The sequence below is a fragment of the Halomonas huangheensis genome, from assembly GCF_001431725.1.
Classification (GTDB): domain Bacteria; phylum Pseudomonadota; class Gammaproteobacteria; order Pseudomonadales; family Halomonadaceae; genus Halomonas; species Halomonas huangheensis.
Genome location: NZ_CP013106.1, coordinates 1480204 through 1497704 on the forward strand (window position 1 = coordinate 1480204; position 17501 = coordinate 1497704).

Below are 17501 nucleotides of genomic sequence, written 5' to 3' on the forward strand. Positions count from 1 at the left end.
AGTGAAGTATGAATATTCGTCCGATTCGTACCGAGATGGACTACAGGTTCGCTCTGCGGGAAGTGTCTGCATACTTTGACGACGAGCCTGAGCTCGGCTCCGAGGATGGTGATCGCTTCGAGATTCTACTGACATTGATCGAGGCCTATGAAGCCAGGCACTTTCCTGTGGACCTGCCTGGTCCCATCGAGGCGATAAAATTCCGCATGGAGCAAGAGGGCCTGACCGCCAAGGATCTTGAGCCAGCCATTGGCAAGCGTAACCGGGTTTACGAAGTTCTCAATGGCAAGCGTAATCTGACTCTGGCGATGATCTGGAAACTCCACGAAATGTTCGGAATCCCGGCTGAGAGCCTGATCAAGCCACCGCGTCAGACCGATAAAGCTACCGTATCAGCCTGATATTCTGGCCCTGCTCGGCATCACCAACCTCGCGGAGTTGGGCATGCAGCAACTGCGCCCGGCAGCGGCGGGGTCTTGAAGCAGGGAGCCGATGTCTGCAGCCTGAAAGGTGTCAGGCGCCGTGGTAGCCGTCGTCCTCTGGGTCTTCATTCTCACCACGCGGTAACTCGGAGACCCAGGCGATGGCTGCGTTGCGCTCGGCGGTGGTGAAGGATTTGATCTCGATGGCCTTGAACAGTTTCTCCTCAAGGTGCGCCATGTGCTTGATCCACTCCTGGTCGGTGACCACCGCAGCGCGGTGGTAGCGCTTGAGTTCGCCGAACTGGGTCAGGCCATATCCGATATCCTTGAGGACCGCGGTCGCTGTCATCCAACGCAGGTTGTCGATCTCGGCAAGCATGCTGATTCTGCCGTGATCCTTCTTTGCTGCTTCCACGGCGTCAATGGCATGTTGCAGTTCCCTGGCGGTGACGGTACCGCCTACCTTGAGCGCTACGACATGGGGAGCGGGGGAAGGGAGTTTTTCCAGCATGAGCGTGCTCCTGAGAAGTCCATGGAAGAGGAGATACCCTAAGGACACTCTGAATAACTGCCTGCACAGTCGAATCACTGCGTCGTGTGGTGCTCACAATCCTCACATATCACCCATATGCTGCGGTTGATGCGCTCCAGACTTCTTGTGCTTCATCCTGTTCGGCGACTTCTTCAGAGCATCCTTCCAAGTCCAGCGGTACCTCCATGCTCCTTTTTACGGTTTGCCGATACGGCTTGCCGACTCATTCAGCATAGCTGTATTGCGCCATGGCGAAAGCGGCGCGATATGACGTTGCTGGTCAGACGGGTGGTGTCCAGACCAGCACCTTGTCGCGATTGAGCAGGCCGTGGGGGTCCAGGGCTTGCTTGAGTGTCGTCATCAAGGCCATTTCGGCCGGGCTGCGTGAGAGGTGTAGCCAATCGCGCTTTTCCAGCCCGATACCATGTTCGGCAGAAATCGAACCATTGAGTTCCGCGAGCGGTTGGTAGAGACACTGCTCGATCTGGTGTCTTGCGCCTTCGGTGTCGTCACCATCATTACCCATGCCGACCGAGAGATGCAGGTTGCCGTCGCCGAGGTGCCCAAAGACCACCAGTCGGGCTTGTGGGTAGTGCGTATGCAGTTCGTGTTCGACACGGGTGACGTAATCCTGCATATGCTCGATCGGCAAGCTGACATCGAAGGCGAGTAGTGGTGCCAGTGATTCCACAAGCCCTTCAATATCGTCACGGATGGCCCACAGCGCGTCACGTTGGTTGCTTGACTGGGCGATGACTGCATCCTCGATCAGCGCCTGTTCGAAGGCCTGCTCCAGGGCGTGATCGAAGCCCTGTTGGTGGCCCTCAGCATCGATTGCCAGTGATTCCACCAGTGCGTAGTAGGGCGCATCGGTGGCGAGCGGGGGATTGTGGCGACCACTGTGTTCGGCGATCAGTGCGAAGTGGCTTTGCCACATGACCTCAAAGGCCGACAGGCTGCCGCCGAGCGATTGACGAAGGTGGGGCAGCAGCGCCGTCAGAGCCTCGAAGTTCGGGCAGGCGAGCAGTGCTGTGCGTACATCCGGCATGGCGGGCTGCAAGCGCAGTACCGCACGGGTGACGATGCCCAGAGTGCCCTCGCTGCCGATGAACAACTGCTTGAGGTCGTAACCGGCATTGTTCTTGAGCATCGGACTCATCGAACTGACGATATCGCCATTGGCCAGTACCGCCTCCAGCCCCAGCACCTGCTGGCGCATCATGCCGAAGCGAATAACGCGATTCCCACCGGCGTTGGTGGCGATATTGCCGCCGATGGTACAGCTACCGCGAGCGCCAAGGTCGACAGGGAACTGCATATCGACTGCCGCGGCAGCTTCCTGCACCTGTTGTAGTGGGACCCCGGCCTGGACGTGAATGGTTCCGGCCACCGGGTCGATATGCTCAATGGCATTCATGCGTTCGAGCGATACCACCAACTCATCAGGGCCAGCTTCGGCACCATGTACCAATCCAGTCAGTCCGCCGTGAGTGACCACGGGCTGTCGAGCTTCATGGCACAACTGCATGATCTGCTGCACCTGCTGAGGAGTAGCAGGACGCAGGATGGCGGCGGCGCGGCAATGGCTCTTGCTCAGCCAATCGACTTCACGACGACTGGCGTCGCTACCGGTCAGAACAGCATTGTCACCCAACATCTGGCGCAGGCGCTCCAGCAGAATGCTCAGTTTCTCGTTCTGCTGGGAGGATGGAGCGGAACAGGAAATGCTCATGTGATCGTGGTCGCCTCGTCGTGATGGGCATGATGGCGTCCCGGAATGGCCTCCAGTAGCTGCCGGGTATAGGCGTCCTGCGGATTGAGGAACACATCGCGGGCCAGGCCCTGCTCAACGATGCGTCCCTTTTGCATCACGATGATGCGGTCGCAGATCTGAGCGGCAACGCGCAGGTCGTGGGTAATGAACAGCAGTGACAGTGAGAAGCGTTGCTTGAGGTCCTCCAGCAGTTCGAGCACCTGCGCCTGAATTGAGACATCGAGTGCCGAGACGGCCTCGTCGGCGACGATCAACTCCGGGTTCAGAGCCAGTGCTCGGGCAATACCGATGCGTTGGCGTTGGCCACCGGAGAACTCGTGAGGGAACCGGTCAGCGCTGCCTTCCAGTCCGACAGTGGCGAGTAATTCATCGGCCCTGGCCAGAGCTTCGGCACGCGCTACGCCGTTGGCAATGGGCCCCTGAGCAATGGCCATGCCGACGCGTGTGCGAGGATTCAGTGAGGCGTAGGGGTCCTGGAATACCATCTGCACCTGATGGCGTTGGCGACGTAGCTCCTGTCCACTGAGTGAGGACAGCGGTACACCGTTGAGTACGATCTGGCCGCTATCGGGGCGCTCCAGGCGCACGATACAGCGACCCAGAGTGGACTTTCCGGAACCGGATTCGCCGACGATGCCGATGGTTTCGCCGCGTGACAGCGTGAAGCTGACATCATCCAGTGCCTGGACGGAACGCGCTGGCTTGAACAGGCTGCGTCCAGAACGAAACACACGGTTGAGCTGCGACACTTCCAGTAGCGGGCTGGGGGCCAACGGCGAGCGTTGCGGTGGCGCAGCATCGCTGGGGATCGCTTCCAGCAGCGCACGTGTATAAGCATGACGAGGGTTATCGAGCACGTCGTCACGGCTACCCAGCTCCAGAATCCTGCCATGGCGCATCACGCAGACCCGTGTGGCGATTTCTGCGACCACACCGAAATCATGGGTGATGAACATCACTGCCATCTGACGATGGCGCTGAAGGTCGCGGATCAGCTCAAGAATCTGCGCCTGAGTAGTGACATCCAGTGCGGTGGTCGGCTCATCGGCGATCAGCAGTTTTGGCTCCAGGGCCAGCGCCATGGCGATCATGACGCGCTGACGCTGGCCACCGGACAGCTCGAAAGGGTAGGCGCGAATCGCACGCTCGGGCTGTGGGATGCCGACTTCCTTGAGCAATTCCAGCGCGCGGGCCTGGCGCTCGGAACTCGGCAGAGCGCGGTGCGCCTCGAACACCTCAGCGATCTGGTCCCCGACTCGCATCAGTGGGTTGAGTGCGGTCATCGGCTCCTGAAAGATCATACCGATTTCCTTGCCGCGCAGTGCACGATGCTTGCGCTCCTTGAGCTGCAGCAGGTCCTGACCGGCAAACATGACCTCACCGCTGACTGGCCGCACCCCTCGAGGCAACAAGCCCATTACCGCACTGGCGGTGATCGACTTTCCGGAACCGGATTCCCCCACCACACACAGGATCTCCCCGGGGAAGACCTCATAGCTGATGTCTTCCACCGCATACTCGCGATCGGCGCCGGGGGGCAGGGCTACCGTAAGATCGCTGATGCGCAATAGTGCATCGGTCATGGTATCTCTCCTGGCGTCAGCGACGTTCGCGGGCAAGTTTGGGGTTCAGGGCGTCATCGAGTCCTTCGCCAACCAGGTTCAAGGCCAGCACGGTCAACAGGATTGCCACCCCGGGAATGAACGACAGCCACCAGGCTTGACGAATCACCGTGCGCGCAGCGCCGATCATGTATCCCCAGGACATGGTGTTGGGATCGCCAAGGCCGAGGAACGATAGCGAGGATTCGAGCAGAATCGCCGTTGCGACCATCAATGATGCCAGCACGATGATTGGCGACAGCGTGTTGGGCAGAATCTGGCGCAGAATGATCTGAGTGTTGGTCTGGCCGACCAGCCTGGCGGCTTCGACATATTCGCGATGGCGCAACGTCATGAACTCGGCGCGCACCAGACGTGCCACCGGTGGCCAGCTGACGATGGCAATGGCCAGCACGATCGAGGTCACACTGGGTTGCATGATGGCGACCAGCACAATCGCCAGCGCAAAGTTGGGAATGGTCTGGAAGAACTCGGTGAAGCGCATCAGCGCATCGTCCAGCCAACCGCCATAGAAGCCTGCGATGGCACCCAGCGGAACGCCGATCAGCAGCGCGACCGAGGTCGAGATCAGACCGATCAGCAATGAGACCCAGGCACCATGCATCAGCCCAGCAGCTACGTTGCGTCCCATGGTGTCGGTGCCCAGCCAGAATCCGTCCACCTCAAAGGGTGGCAGGAAGGGGCGCTGCACCATACGCCATGGAGATTCGGGAAACACGATCGGCGCCAGAATCGCCATGCCGATGATGACCCACAGAATGACCAGACCGAACAGGGCTCCACGATTGCGGGCAAAACGAGCAGCGAATGTCATGCGCTGGCCTCCTTGATGCGTGGATCGGCGAGGCGATAGACCAGATCGGTAATGATGTTGAACACAATCACCAGAGCGGCGGAAAAGAAGAAAATGCCCAACAACAGGTTGTAGTCACGTTGCACCAGCGCCTCATGCATCAGGCGCCCGATACCCGGCCAGGCAAAGACCGTTTCGGTCAGAATCGCACCGCCAACCATCTGGCCTGCCTGTAGGCCGGCCAGGGTGATGATCGGCAGCAGCGCGTTGCGCAGAATGTGTCGTCGTTGTATTACCCCCGGCGACAGCCCCTTGGCACGCGCGGTCTTGACGTAATCCTGCTGGGCCGCCTCAAGCATCGAGGTGCGCGTCATGCGGGTATAGATCGCCATGAAGAACAAACCGAGGGTCGTGGCGGGCAGGATCAGATGCTTGGCCACGTCGACGGCCAGCGCCAGGCCTTCCAGGTTGGCACCGACGGTGAACATGCCGTAGGCGGGCAGCCAATCGAGATAGACCGAAAACAGCACCACCGCCATCAGCGCCACCCAGAACAGCGGGGTGGCGTAGAACAGCAGTGCCAGTGCCATGATCAGCGAGCCGGAAGGCTTGCGCGCTCTCATCGCCGCCATGGAACCGGCGATGATGCCGAGGACCAGCGACAGCACGAAGGCGGTGCCGGTCAGCAATAGCGTGGCGGGTAGACGTTCAAGAATCAGATCGAGTACTGGCATCTGTTGGCGGTAGGAGTAGCCAAAATCCAGAGTCAGGATGCCGGAGAGGTACTTCCACAGCTGGACGTACAAGGGTTGATCCAGCCCGAACTGTTCGCGTAGCTGGGCGATGAAGGCTTCATCGGCAGCACCTGCTTCACCCGCCATGATCGCGGCGGGGTCACCGGGAGCCAGTTGGATCAGCACGAAGTTGAAGATGATGATCATCATCAACACGATCGCAGCCTTGAAGAGGCGTAACAGGATCAAGCGCGCGTAGACCATGTTTACTCCTGGCGGTATGGGCCGTAGTCGTCCTGCGGCCTCAAGAAGGAAATCTACCGAGTGGGCTGTCGATTGGCAGCCCGCTCGGCAACGATCATTCGGCGATCCAGGCGTCGCGGAAGCCTTCGTTCACACCCACCGATGAGTTGACCAGGTTCTTGACGTTGCAGCGATAGATGGTGGGGAAGCCCAATTCCAGCAGCCAACCCAACGGCACGTCTTCCTGGAGGATTTCCTGTACCTCGTGGTAGCGCTTTTCGCGCTCGCTATCGGGATGCGCTGTCGCCGCAGCATTGAACAGTTCATCGACCTTGGGATTGGCGTAGCCTTCGACGTTGTTCCACGGCGAGCCCGCTTCAGCATTGGTCGACAGATAGGTGCGCGAGATACCCAGTGCTGGGTCGCCGTACTGATACAGATAGGTGAAGGCGAGATCGTAATCGCGCTCGGCCAGGCGCTGGTTCCAGCCACCGACATCAGTGGCTACGGTGCGCACGTTGATGCCGACTTCCTTGAGGTTCTGCTGCACTGCTTCTGTCCAGCGGGTCCAGGTTTCACCATAAGGTATCCCCAGAAGAGTCACTTCCTCGCCGTCGTAGCCCATCTCGTCGAGCAACTCCTCGGCTCGGCCCGGGTCGTATTCATAAGGTGTCAGATCCTCATTCTGGAAGCGGGCATTGGAGCCGAACGCCCCCAGCGGTACCTCGCCCATGCCGTTCCACAGCACATCACGGGCAAACTCACGATCCATGGCGTACATCACTGCCTGGCGGAAGCGTTTGTCCGCCATCGGCCCCTGACGGTTGTTCATCCACAGCATGGCGAAGGGGCTGAAGTACTCATGGCCCTTCTGCGTGGAGCAGGTGTTGTCGAGCTCCGTCAAGCGTGGCACATCGAAGTTCTCGACGGTGCCATAGGGCAGCACATCGACGGTGCCGTTTTCGTAGGCGATGGCACGCGAGGCGCCATCGGGAATGATGTGCCAGTTGACGCCATCCAGGTACGGCAGGCCTTCCTCGTAATAGTCGTCATTGCGGGTCAGCTTGATGACGGTACCGCGATCCCAGCTATCGAACTTGAAGGGGCCAGTGCCGATGGGATGGTTGTTGGCTTCGTTGTTGCGGAAGTCGGTACCTTCATAGATATGGCGCGGCACCATGGTGAAGGTCCCGGCCTCGAACGACAGCAGGAATGGCCCGAATGGCTGTTTCAGGGTGAACACCACCGTATGCTCGTCAGTGGCTTCGATACTTTCGACATGGTCCAGCACTGCTCGAGCGCTGGGGTTGAGCTCGCGGTGGAAGACATCTGCAGAGAACACCACGTCCGCGGCGGTGAAAGGCTCGCCGTCGTGCCACAGTACGCCTTCATGCAGATGGAAGGTGTAGACCTTGCCATCTTCACTGACATCCCAGCTTTCGGCCAATTGTGGAATGGGTTCCAGATCCGTTGTGTAGCGCAACAACCCTTCGTAGATATTGCCGGCAACTGTCCGCGTGGGCGCATTCTGGATCATGCCGAGAATCAAGCTGGGAGGCTCGGGCTGGATAATGGTATCGATGGTGCCACCACGTTGAGGCTCCTGCGGTGACTCCTCGGCATGAGCCGAGAGGGGAAGAGCAACCAGTAGCGCCAGGCCGAGACCACTGAACATATTGCGCAGACTGACTGTATTGCGAACGCAGCCGGCTGTCGGACGGAGGTTGGCGAGGCTACTGCACGACAGTCCGGACGGTGAAGTCGGGAGAGGTTTTTTCATGGGGCACCTTGTGTTGCCGGGGTTGCGTTACACAAGGTGTGTAGCGGTGTCTCGAGGCTCGGATTTCAAGTATCCGGGGCGAGTACTCGTGCCTTGTGTGCAACCTGGCAAATTGTTGTTGTAGAACAGGCGAACAATGTATCGGTCTCTTGAAGTTAGCAGCGACTTCACAAACTGTCGACAGTCGACTGTCGTCGCCAGTAAAAGTCTTCCATACTCAAATACACGAAACCGGATGGATAGCTGCTGGAGATGACAGGTAAAGCAGGTAGGTAGAGATAGCAGGTAGAGATGGAAGGTAGAGATGGAAGGTAGAGATGGAAGGCGGAAAGCGACATCCAGGGCGGAGCTGACAACTGGAATCGAGGTGGCTGACGCGCAATGCCCGGGCGTGAAGTTCTGGGGTGTGAAATGCAGTGCTGGGTTGTGAAATACAGTGCTGGTTTATGAAATACATCGACGCAAGGTGGGATGCCATGAAGTCAACAGGCTCTGCAACAGCGCCATTTTTCCCTCAGCGCAACCTGGTCGATCAGGTAGCCGACTATCTGACTGAGGCTATTCTGTCATCGCGATTTGCGCCGGGAGAGAGGCTGTCGGAAGTGGCGCTGGCCACCGAGCTTGGTATCAGCCGTGCCCCCGTACGCGAGGCTGCGCGGCTGCTCGAGAGTCGTGGTCTGGTTATTTCTCGGCCTCGGCGTGGTTTTTTCGTACGCTCGTTGGATGCAGAGGAGTTGGGCGATGTCTTCGACCTGCGTATTTGTCTCGAGCGTCACGCCTTCGAGCGGCTTCAACAGCGTTTCACGCCTGCCATCGACGCCCAATTGAGTCGCGTGATCGAAAATCTGTGTGATGTGACGCGAGGTAAGGATAAGGGCAGCAAGATCGAGGACGACCTGGCTTTCCATCGTCTGGTGTTCGAGCTGGCCGGTAATGCCCGTCTATTGCGGGCTTTCGATGATCTTTCCTTCGAGTTGCGGCTGTGTATTGCCTTGATCAGCAAGACCCACAAGGCGCCCGCCACCATCGCTGAGTCACACTGGATGCTGCTGGAAGGGCTGCGCAGTGGTGATGCCGAGCGATGCCGTGCCGAGGTGGATAACCATATCGGCGTGGCACGAGACTCGGTGCTGGCCCACCTCGCCGAGGTTGGTGTTTGATCCTGTTTGAGCTGGCCCTCCCGAGTAATATTGTGCCCAGCCCGACTGAGGCCTGTTCAATGTGCATCGCTATGCAAGGGTGGCTCGAGAATGAGCTCGACGTATCATCCTGAGTGCGCGTTTGGCATAGTAGTGCCATTCGTTTGACACAGCAGTAACATTCGTTTGGTACAGTAGTACCACTCGTTTGATACGACTTATGCTCCACGGCTGAGTACGCAAGGCCCATCAACCCGATTGCAGCGCGCTGCAATCGGGATAAGTTGATTGTGTACCAGACATGACCACACTGCGGGACCCACCTCATACGGAAATGAGGCCAGACTCATGGACCAGACTGACGCACTGCTTTCTTACCTTGGTACCGACCCCTTGTCGCAACACGAGCGCCTGCTTCAGTTGCAGCTTGGGTCCGTAGATCTCATTCCTCATCGATTGATCGGTAAGGAACGCATCTCGCGGCCTTTCGCCTATACCCTCGACTGTATTTCCCAGAACGGCGACATCGAACTCAAGACACTGATGGCTCAACCGGCCGAACTGTCGATACGGCAGGCCGACGGCAGCTACCGCCAGCTCTCCGGGTTGGTCGAGTCCGCTGCGTTGCTGGGAGAGGATGGCGGAGTCTTTTATTACCAGCTGACCCTGGTGCCGTGGCTGGCGATGCTCAAGCTGGGGCACGACAGCCGCATCTTTCAGGACCGCAGTGTGGTCGATATCCTCGAAGAGGTCTTCGAGCAGCACGCCATTTCCCAGGGGCGCTGGCGCTTTGATCTACGCCGCGAGTATCCGGCGCGTAGCTATTGCGTGCAGTACCGTGAGAGCGACTTCAACTTCGTCAACCGGCTCATGGAACAGGAAGGACTGTTCTACTACTTCGAACATGCCGGCAATGAGGATGATCAAAGCGAGAGTAGAGCGGAGAGTAGCGCAGGGAGTGTCGATGGTCATCGCCTGGTAATCACCGATGACGTCGAAACCTGTCTGGCGGTATCGCCGCAGACCATTCGTTTCCACCGCCAGGATGCCACCGAGACCGAGGATACCATCACTCAATGGAGTGGGGTACGGCAGCAGCAGGCAACCCGCGTCAGCCTCGGCACTTTCGACTACAAGCAGCCCAGCCTCGCAAAACGCACGGGCATGGATACCGTCCGTGATCAGGGCAACCTGCCGGACATGGAAGTCTATGATTACCCCGGTGAGTATTACTATCACGGCTATGAGCGTGGCGAGCGTTTGACCGTCAATCGCCTCGAGGCCCTGGAGTCTCAGGCCAAGCGCTTCCGCGGCGCTGGCGGTGCTCGTCAGCTACGGGTTGGCCAATGGTTCGAACTCAGCCAGCATGCCCGTCACGACTCGGGAGCCAACCGGCGGGGCGATGAGAGCGAGCGCCAGTTCCTGGTGTTGGGCCTCAATATCCATGCCGAGAACGCGTTGCCGGTCTCCGCGCATCTCAAGACCCTTCCCGGCAGCTTACAACCCCAACTGGAAGCGGCGCGTCAGGCACACGGCGTAGTTGATGACCAGCAAGATAACGATGCTCGCCATGGGGACTATCAGCAGGCAGGCACAGGTCACTATCTGGTCGACTTCGAGTCTCAGCGCCTCAGTCAGCCCTATCGTTCCTTCCTCGATCACCCGCGTCCGGTGATTGGTGGCCCGCAGACGGCTACCGTTGTCGGCCCCGAAGGCGAGGAAATTCACACCGATCGCCTCAACCGGGTCAAGGTTCAGTTCCACTGGGACCGCGATGGTCAGCGTGACGCCAATTCAAGCTGCTGGGTACGTGTCGGAGAACCCAATGCCAGTGGCCGCTGGGGTGGCGTATTCGTGCCGAGAATCGGTCAGGAAGTCATCGTCGACTTCCTCGAAGGCGATGCCGATCGCCCGCTGATTACCGGCCGTGTCTACAACGGCGACCAGACCCCTGAATGGCACAGCAATGGCCTGCTTTCTGGCTTCAAGACCAAAACCTACCGCGGTGGCAAGTTCAACGAACTGGTGTTTGATGACGCCACCGACCAGGAACGCGTCAAGCTCAACTCCGAGCACAGCAAGACCCAGCTCAACCTCGGTTATCTGATTCATCAGCAGGGCAACACCCGCGGCGGCTTCCGTGGCACCGGGTTCGAACTGCGCACGGATGCCCATGGCGCGCTGCGCGCCAACCAGGGGTTGTTGCTGAGCAGTTGGGGGCAGATTGGTGCCAACGGTGAGCAGCTCGACATGACGCAGGCTCAGCAGCAGCTCGATAGCGCATGGCAGCTCTCCGACAGCTTGAGCGAGAGCGCCACCAGCCACAACGCCGACCCCCTCGACGCCCGGCGCGATATCAAGCAGGCCAGCGAAGACGCTCAGGGGCGTTATGGTTTTTCGCAAAACGGTGGTTCTGCGAGCAGTACGGGCAAGGTCGATTTCAGTACCGCGGAAGGTGCCGTACAGGGCGGGCGTGGCGAAGCCGCTCGCCTGGAGGCCCCGTGGCTGCATGTGACGTCACCCGCCGGCATCGCCATGAGCACTCCGGAATCCACCCACCTCACGCAGAAGAAATCACTGAGCGTGACCAGTGGCAAGGATATCAACTTCGCCGCCGGCAGAAGCCTGGTCGCCGTTATGCGCGATAAGCTATCGATGTTCGTGCAGCGTGCCGGCATCAAGCTGTTTGCCGCCCAGGGCAAGGTTGAAGTCCAGGCGCAGAGCGACAACATGGAGTTGACCGCCGAGAAGGACATGAAGGTCTCCGCCACCGAAGGCAAGGTCCACCTCGATGCCGTCGATGGCATTCTGATGGCCAGTGGCGGCGGCTATATCCGCATCAAGGGCGGTGATATCGAACTCCACGGCCCCGGTAAAGTCGACCTCAAGGGCGCACAGCACCAGTTTGCCGGGCCGACGAGCCTGAATGCATCGCCAGTGGAATTGCCGGAGTTCAAGGATAGGCTCTGCGCCTTCAAACGAGGTGAAGCAGAGAGTAGTGGTGGTGGAATCGTGGAGAGCTGACATGGACCGTGCAGTATCCCCTGAGCCATTGCTGGCGTGGCTGGACCGCCGAGAGCGTGCGGACAGCCTCTATTGCCTGATCAACCCGGCGAATGGATCTGATCGAGCGCTGACTACTGCACAATTGGAACAGTGCGGTGTGATTGGTAATCCTTTTTTTGATGATCCGCTGGCAAAGCGTATGTACCTTAAGCCAGTGCCGATGACCGCCAGTGAGTTGCGTGCCTCGGTGTCTCGGGAGTTCAAGTCCCTGCCTGACAGCCGGATACAGCCTGTAGCCTTCTGTGGCTGGATTGCAACACGAGCGGACCTACGGAGTGTTGTCTCCTACATGCAGAGGCAGCTCACCGTGATGAGTCCACAGGGTAAGGCGTGCCTATTGCGGTTCCATGACCCACGGGTGCTGGAACGCCTCGAGTATATTCTCGACCCATTGCAACTCTCGCGTTTGCTGGGGCCAATCGATAGTTGGTGGTATTTCAACCATCGTCAGCAGTTGAAGGAACTGTCTCCGCATCAGGAGCAGCGGGGGCTCGGCAGGCTGAGATTAACAGAAGAGCAATGGTTTGCGATCAAGAGAATCGCTGATATCAATCACATCCTTGAGTTGTGGAACTCAATGGGCGTCGAGAATGGGTATTTCGCATCACCGGCAGATATTGATCAATTGATGGGTGCCGCTGAAGGCTATGGTCTTCATGAATATGATGATATTTCCCTCTTTGCCATCCATGGGCTGCTGACAGGTAAGGAGTTTCATCAGCACCCGAGGATTCAACGGCTGCTCAGGTCGATGAGTGGTGAGCGAGATTACTCGATGGTCACCGAATGTCTGGAAGATGAGGATTGGGAACTGATTGCCAGGGAATGCAGGGAGAACGTCCATGTCCGACACATATAAGAATGCACGCGAACAGATAAGATCTCAGAGCAACTCGAGGAGGGCTGGTTCGAAGTGTCCTCTCTGCGAGAGAAAAGGGTTACCAATACTTCCCGTTCGCCTCGCGATATGTGAGCGGACAGGAATAAACAAGGATATCCCGGAAGTTCCTGCCTCACGTGTGCGAGAATTCACCGACGTCATGCTCGACAAGTCGTTGGTCGATGGACAGGAAAGCTCCAGATCCCTACTCGGTGATGAAAGCGGTAGCAGGATAAAGCAATATTATCCCGACGCAACAGACTCCAGTGTCACTAAATATGTACTTCGTCAGCTTCGGCCGGGATATTTTTATATTCTCGATGATGCCGCCACTGCTCCCTTCAATTGGTTTGCCTATGTCGTGAAGGCAGATGGCATGTTCTATCAATTCAGCATCAATGATGTGCCCCCCACACCGGAGAATGCTGAATTTGATTGCGGTGGTGCCCCCGAGGAAGAGAAAAGCTTCAAGGCACTGAACGCCTCTCTGATTGCACTTCCTACTGTCGAGAATGAAGGAAAACTCTACTATGCGTTCACCGAGCACCCATGGTCTGAAGCGCACCTGAACAAGTTGCGTACCACGCCTGAGCTGCGTGATCGAGTGATGCAGGAAATCGATCTCAAAAGCTGGGTGGATGGTAATGATCTTCCCTACGCCTATGGCGTGGAAGACCTCTCGCTGGTTGCGGAATACAGTGATGGGGCGGCAGGCATGGAGTTGCAGTTCTGGCCGACACAGCCTGATCGGCGCCTGTTCAGCCGCGAGGATATGCAGCAGGCCATGGATACCCGGTTGTCACGTGCGAGTGACCGCTATCAGGGTCGAGGGCTGATTCTGGCAGTGAAGGATGAGCTGGGCATCATCGAGGAACTGAACGGCTATCGCCAGCAGCCGCTGGAAATCATGAAGGAGTTCCTTGGTGAAGACGGCTCGGATAACCGACGCCAGTTGACGGTCATGCATGCGGTCGACGCTTTCAAGGAAAATTTCAGAAATAGCTATCTGGACAGTACAGCCCCTAGTGAAGATACCGTGGAGTATCTGGAAAACCAGGATGCCGCGTATGAGTCGGGGCTGGCCAACATAGAAGAGAAGATCAACGAGGCGCGTGCCAGTGGCGATGAAAATGCGCTGGCTAGATATCAACGAGAGAAAGAGTGGTATCTCGAGCAGAACGCCTGGTTGAACAATAGGCTCGAGAGGCAAACCGAGGCCCGGACATCGCATGCGGATGTCAAGCTGGCCGACTTCGTCAGGGAGATGGGAGACCATTACGATCAAGAGAGGTTGGCGCTTTTCCGTAATGGAGGCCCCGATGATGACTGGGGAGGCTATAACGGAAGAGCGGACGTCATCCAGAAGTTGATAACGGCTCTGGATGAAGACTACGCCTTCTGGGTTCTGGAGCACCTTGCCAGTGCGGCGGAGCGCTATAGCCAGCAAGACGCGGATTACTATTATGGCCTCGGGCTCAGTGGCCTTGTTTCCAGCGCGTTGTCGGGAGGGATCTATTCTTCAGCGAGTGTCTATCTATGGTCAGAACTGGCCAAGGCTCTTGACACTGAGACATCGCCGCTGGGGCGCGCGCTTTTTGGCAATATGAGCAACTTGCATGCACACGCCTTGCAGGATCGTCAGTCTCTGTCGGACAAGGCATTTTTCGATGAAGCCAAGCTGAAGGAGTGGCAGAGCGAGTTCATTTCGCTGCGTTCCAGTGTGGAAAATGTCTCGGAAAATTCGCTGGAGGAGCGTTACCAGGAGTCGGTATCGTCGCTGATTGAGACATTGGCTGGGTCATTCTCGGCACTGGCGATGGGCGAGACGGCGTTGGAGGCCATGAAGGCTACCTCTGAAGGCGGTGAGGCGTCAGCAAGCTCTCGCAAAAACGGTGAGGTGGCGTTGCAGTCCCTCACCCGCTACCTGCAGCTGATGACAATGGGCCAGGCAGATATGTTCACTGATGGCGCTGAGCTGCCAATCATCGAACGGCTGACCTTGAAGAAGCAGGACTACTACACGTGGCTGGAGAGTCTGCCAAGGCAGATAGATGCGGTGCGTCGTGGCCATCCCCGGCCTGATGAAAGCGGGGCGATGCACTATTCCGACGGGTCCGGCGGAAACTTCTCCCTCAATACGCTCGATGGCGATGGCACCCTGGAGGTTATTGTTCCGGCGTCGATGTCTCTGGGCTTCCTGGACGTCAACAGGAGCAGTGACGACGACGCAGATAGCAATCAGAGTAACAAGTATCTGGGTATCACCAAGTCAGGGACGAAGCTCGCCAGTGATGTGCTGGATGCCATGAAGGTTCGCGCCGTCACGGCAAGCAGCCTGGCGCTTGTCAGCGCAGTTATTGCACTTGGTCAGGAGTGGAGCAAGACCGGCGATAACAACGATAACCTCAAGATATTTGGTGCGTTTATCGCTTTTTCGGGGGCTAGCATGGGGCTCACCAAAGCGATCGTCGAGCGGAGGAATCAGGCCGTTGCCGGCAGCGGAGCGGCGGCATGGGGCTTTACCAGTAGCCGACAATGGGTCGTCACTGCACAAGGCGCCAAGTACGCAGGGGTGTTCTTTTCCCTATATGAAGCCGGCAACAAGCTCTCCGCCGCAGAAACCGCCAGAAAGCGCGGTGTTCCCATCGAGGTAACCGGCAGCTATATACAAGCATCCTTCTCCCTCATTGGCATCGCCGTAGGCTTCCTCGCCACCTGGCCTGCGTTGTTGGGTGGGCTCGCTCTGGCACTGCTGGGGGGATACTTCGCCAATGCCTACAAGGCGTTGGTGCCGCTGGCGTGCAGTACCTGGTTGAACCGTTGCTTCCTGAGACTGGTGGTGGGCAACTCAGGAAGAGGTTTGGGGCAGATCGAGCCATTTGATGACTCCAACCACGAAGTGCGGTCACTGGATATGGTGTTTGCTGGACTCACCGTTAGCCTGTTGTGGGAAGACACCGTGATGGGAGAAGACAGCAATCTTATGCCGCACATGCGGCCCAATACGGGAACGGGCAGCATTGCGAGTGGTTACCCTGTAATAGCCATTCAAGAGCAGGGTGGAAATTTCAATGCCAAGAAAATCAAGATCGAAGTCACTGTGCCAGACTTGGAAAGTATGGAGTTGGATATAGCGCTAACTACTGGCGGCGGACTCGGTGGTGGTGAGCTGTTTAGTTACTCCTATAAGAAAGATGATGGTGAGCGCGAACTTGTGCCAGATAGGAATTCTACGTCTAATCGAAGTGAAATGGGACGTATATCAAGAAATAGTGAGGGGTATAAACTCTCTATGGAAAAGTCCTATGGCTATGGAGATATTATAGACTTTGCCAGTTTTGAGGTGAGGTTTAGAAGTGTTTTTTATGGCCATGAAGAAAAAAATGATGCTTTTATTTTGAGGCTTGAGAAATGAGAAGGTTCTGTTCTTTATTTGTTTTTTTTCTTTTCTTTTTATTGCTTCACGGTTGTGGGGAGCAGGAAGGAAACTCTGGGGTAAATGGTGGTGGGAAAGTTGTTGAAATGGATGTTGAGGGTTCTGTATATAATGTGAATCCTAATTCTTCAATATATGGGGATGTTTACGGGAACTCTTCAATAGATGCTGTTTTCAGTGACATGGAAAATGGTGATGCATATGCAACATATGTTATCGGGGTTCTATATTTTAATGACTACCCAGAGTATGATATTGATCAAGATTTTTCTAAAGGACTAGAGCTTTTGAAAAAATCTTGGGAGATGGGAGTTGTAGATGCAGGGTACGACCTCTTCGAAGTGTATAGTCAAGGAAATGGCGTAGAAAAGAATTCGGAAATAGCTCTCTATTATCTTCAGGAGTCAGCAGAGAAAGGATACCTGAAGTCACAACGTGAGTTGGCTAGGGATTATTTTGGTCGAGGTCTATTTCATTACTTGGACACCGACTATGAAAAAGCTAGAGAATGGTATGCTAAAGCAGCATCTCAAGGTGATCGAGAATCTGCTGTTGCTTTAGCAAAAATATATGATGAAGGGCTTGGTGTGGAAAAAAATGAAGAGACTGCATTTGAATGGGCATCAAGATCAGAGGATATGCCATATGGTGCGAATTCAATAGTTTTTAATGCGTTGGCTTATTGTTATGAAGAGGGGGTGGGGACAGATGTGGATCTCGTTAATGCATATAAATATTATGATCTTCTAGGAACGGCTGGGGGAAGTTATAAGAGTAAAATAGCGGAAAAAATGACCCCAGAGCAAATCGACCAAGCTGTACGCCTCTCTGGCGAATGGCAGAGAGAGCATAATATCTCCATGCCCAATTCCGAAGGCTATCGTTATAGGTAAAATAGACAGCCATGAACTGGCATCCATCATCGCTGGAATGTGTTGTTGTTCAGCGGTGATGGAACGGGCTTGACCATAACTACCTGATAAAAAGCTGTATTTTCGACTCAACTGATATATCTCTTCAATGGACTTGGCGCATAGATGCTGGATTATCAGTGCTATGCGCTGAGCTGGCGGTAGCGTT

Annotated in this window: 12 protein-coding genes; 6 read left to right on the forward strand and 6 right to left on the reverse strand. The window is 56.7% G+C overall.

All coding sequences use genetic code 11. The features are described from left to right. The first annotated feature begins 8 nt into the window (after positions 1-8). Positions 9-401 carry a helix-turn-helix domain-containing protein gene (locus AR456_RS06700; RefSeq protein WP_021820601.1) on the forward strand — a complete coding sequence of 131 codons (393 nt, stop codon included), beginning with the start codon at positions 9-11 and terminating at the stop codon, positions 399-401. Between the two features lie 112 nt (positions 402-513). On the opposite strand, the gene AR456_RS06705 is transcribed toward AR456_RS06700, so the two are convergent. From AR456_RS06705 to AR456_RS06730, 6 genes are all read right to left on the reverse strand, one after another. After that, on the reverse strand, positions 514-933 hold the full coding sequence (locus AR456_RS06705; RefSeq protein ID WP_021820602.1) for a SpoIIAA family protein: 420 nt from the start codon (positions 931-933) through the stop codon (positions 514-516). A gap of 301 nt (positions 934-1234) precedes the next feature. Continuing rightward, positions 1235-2641: an FAD-binding oxidoreductase gene (locus AR456_RS06710; protein WP_031208671.1), complete on the reverse strand. Its 1407-nt coding sequence runs from the start codon at positions 2639-2641 to the stop codon at positions 1235-1237. 41 nt (positions 2642-2682) lie between these two features. After that, positions 2683-4311 carry an ABC transporter ATP-binding protein gene (locus tag AR456_RS06715; RefSeq protein WP_021820605.1) on the reverse strand — a complete coding sequence of 543 codons (1629 nt, stop codon included), beginning with the start codon at positions 4309-4311 and terminating at the stop codon, positions 2683-2685. A gap of 16 nt (positions 4312-4327) precedes the next feature. Beyond that, positions 4328-5164: an ABC transporter permease gene (locus tag AR456_RS06720; protein WP_021820606.1), complete on the reverse strand. Its 837-nt coding sequence runs from the start codon at positions 5162-5164 to the stop codon at positions 4328-4330. Next, a complete protein-coding gene (locus tag AR456_RS06725) occupies positions 5161-6141 on the reverse strand; it encodes an ABC transporter permease (RefSeq protein ID WP_021820607.1) in 981 nt (326 codons plus the stop codon). The genes AR456_RS06720 and AR456_RS06725 overlap by 4 nt, the downstream gene beginning before the upstream one ends. A gap of 94 nt (positions 6142-6235) precedes the next feature. Next, positions 6236-7795, reverse strand: coding sequence for an ABC transporter substrate-binding protein (locus tag AR456_RS06730; RefSeq protein WP_031208673.1), 1560 nt, complete (start codon positions 7793-7795; stop codon positions 6236-6238). 581 nt (positions 7796-8376) lie between these two features. On the opposite strand from AR456_RS06730, the gene AR456_RS06735 reads away from it, so the two are divergent. The 5 genes from AR456_RS06735 (at position 8377) to AR456_RS20865 (ending at position 17314) form a co-directional block, all read left to right on the forward strand. Continuing rightward, on the forward strand, positions 8377-9060 hold the full coding sequence (locus AR456_RS06735) for a GntR family transcriptional regulator (protein WP_021820609.1): 684 nt from the start codon (positions 8377-8379) through the stop codon (positions 9058-9060). Between the two features lie 327 nt (positions 9061-9387). Further along, positions 9388-12063, forward strand: a complete 2676-nt coding sequence (locus AR456_RS06740) for a type VI secretion system Vgr family protein (RefSeq protein ID WP_021820610.1) — start codon at positions 9388-9390, stop codon at positions 12061-12063. Between the two features lies 1 nt (position 12064). Continuing rightward, the gene (locus AR456_RS06745) at positions 12065-12964 is read left to right on the forward strand and encodes a DUF4123 domain-containing protein (RefSeq protein ID WP_021820611.1); all 900 of its coding nucleotides are present in this window, start codon (positions 12065-12067) and stop codon (positions 12962-12964) included. Next, a complete protein-coding gene (locus AR456_RS06750) occupies positions 12948-16400 on the forward strand; it encodes a T6SS effector BTH_I2691 family protein (RefSeq protein WP_021820612.1) in 3453 nt (1150 codons plus the stop codon). Before AR456_RS06745 ends, AR456_RS06750 begins: the two co-directional genes overlap by 17 nt. Then, positions 16397-17314: a tetratricopeptide repeat protein gene (locus tag AR456_RS20865; RefSeq protein ID WP_081694713.1), complete on the forward strand. Its 918-nt coding sequence runs from the start codon at positions 16397-16399 to the stop codon at positions 17312-17314. The genes AR456_RS06750 and AR456_RS20865 overlap by 4 nt, the downstream gene beginning before the upstream one ends. Positions 17315-17501 lie beyond the last annotated feature (187 nt).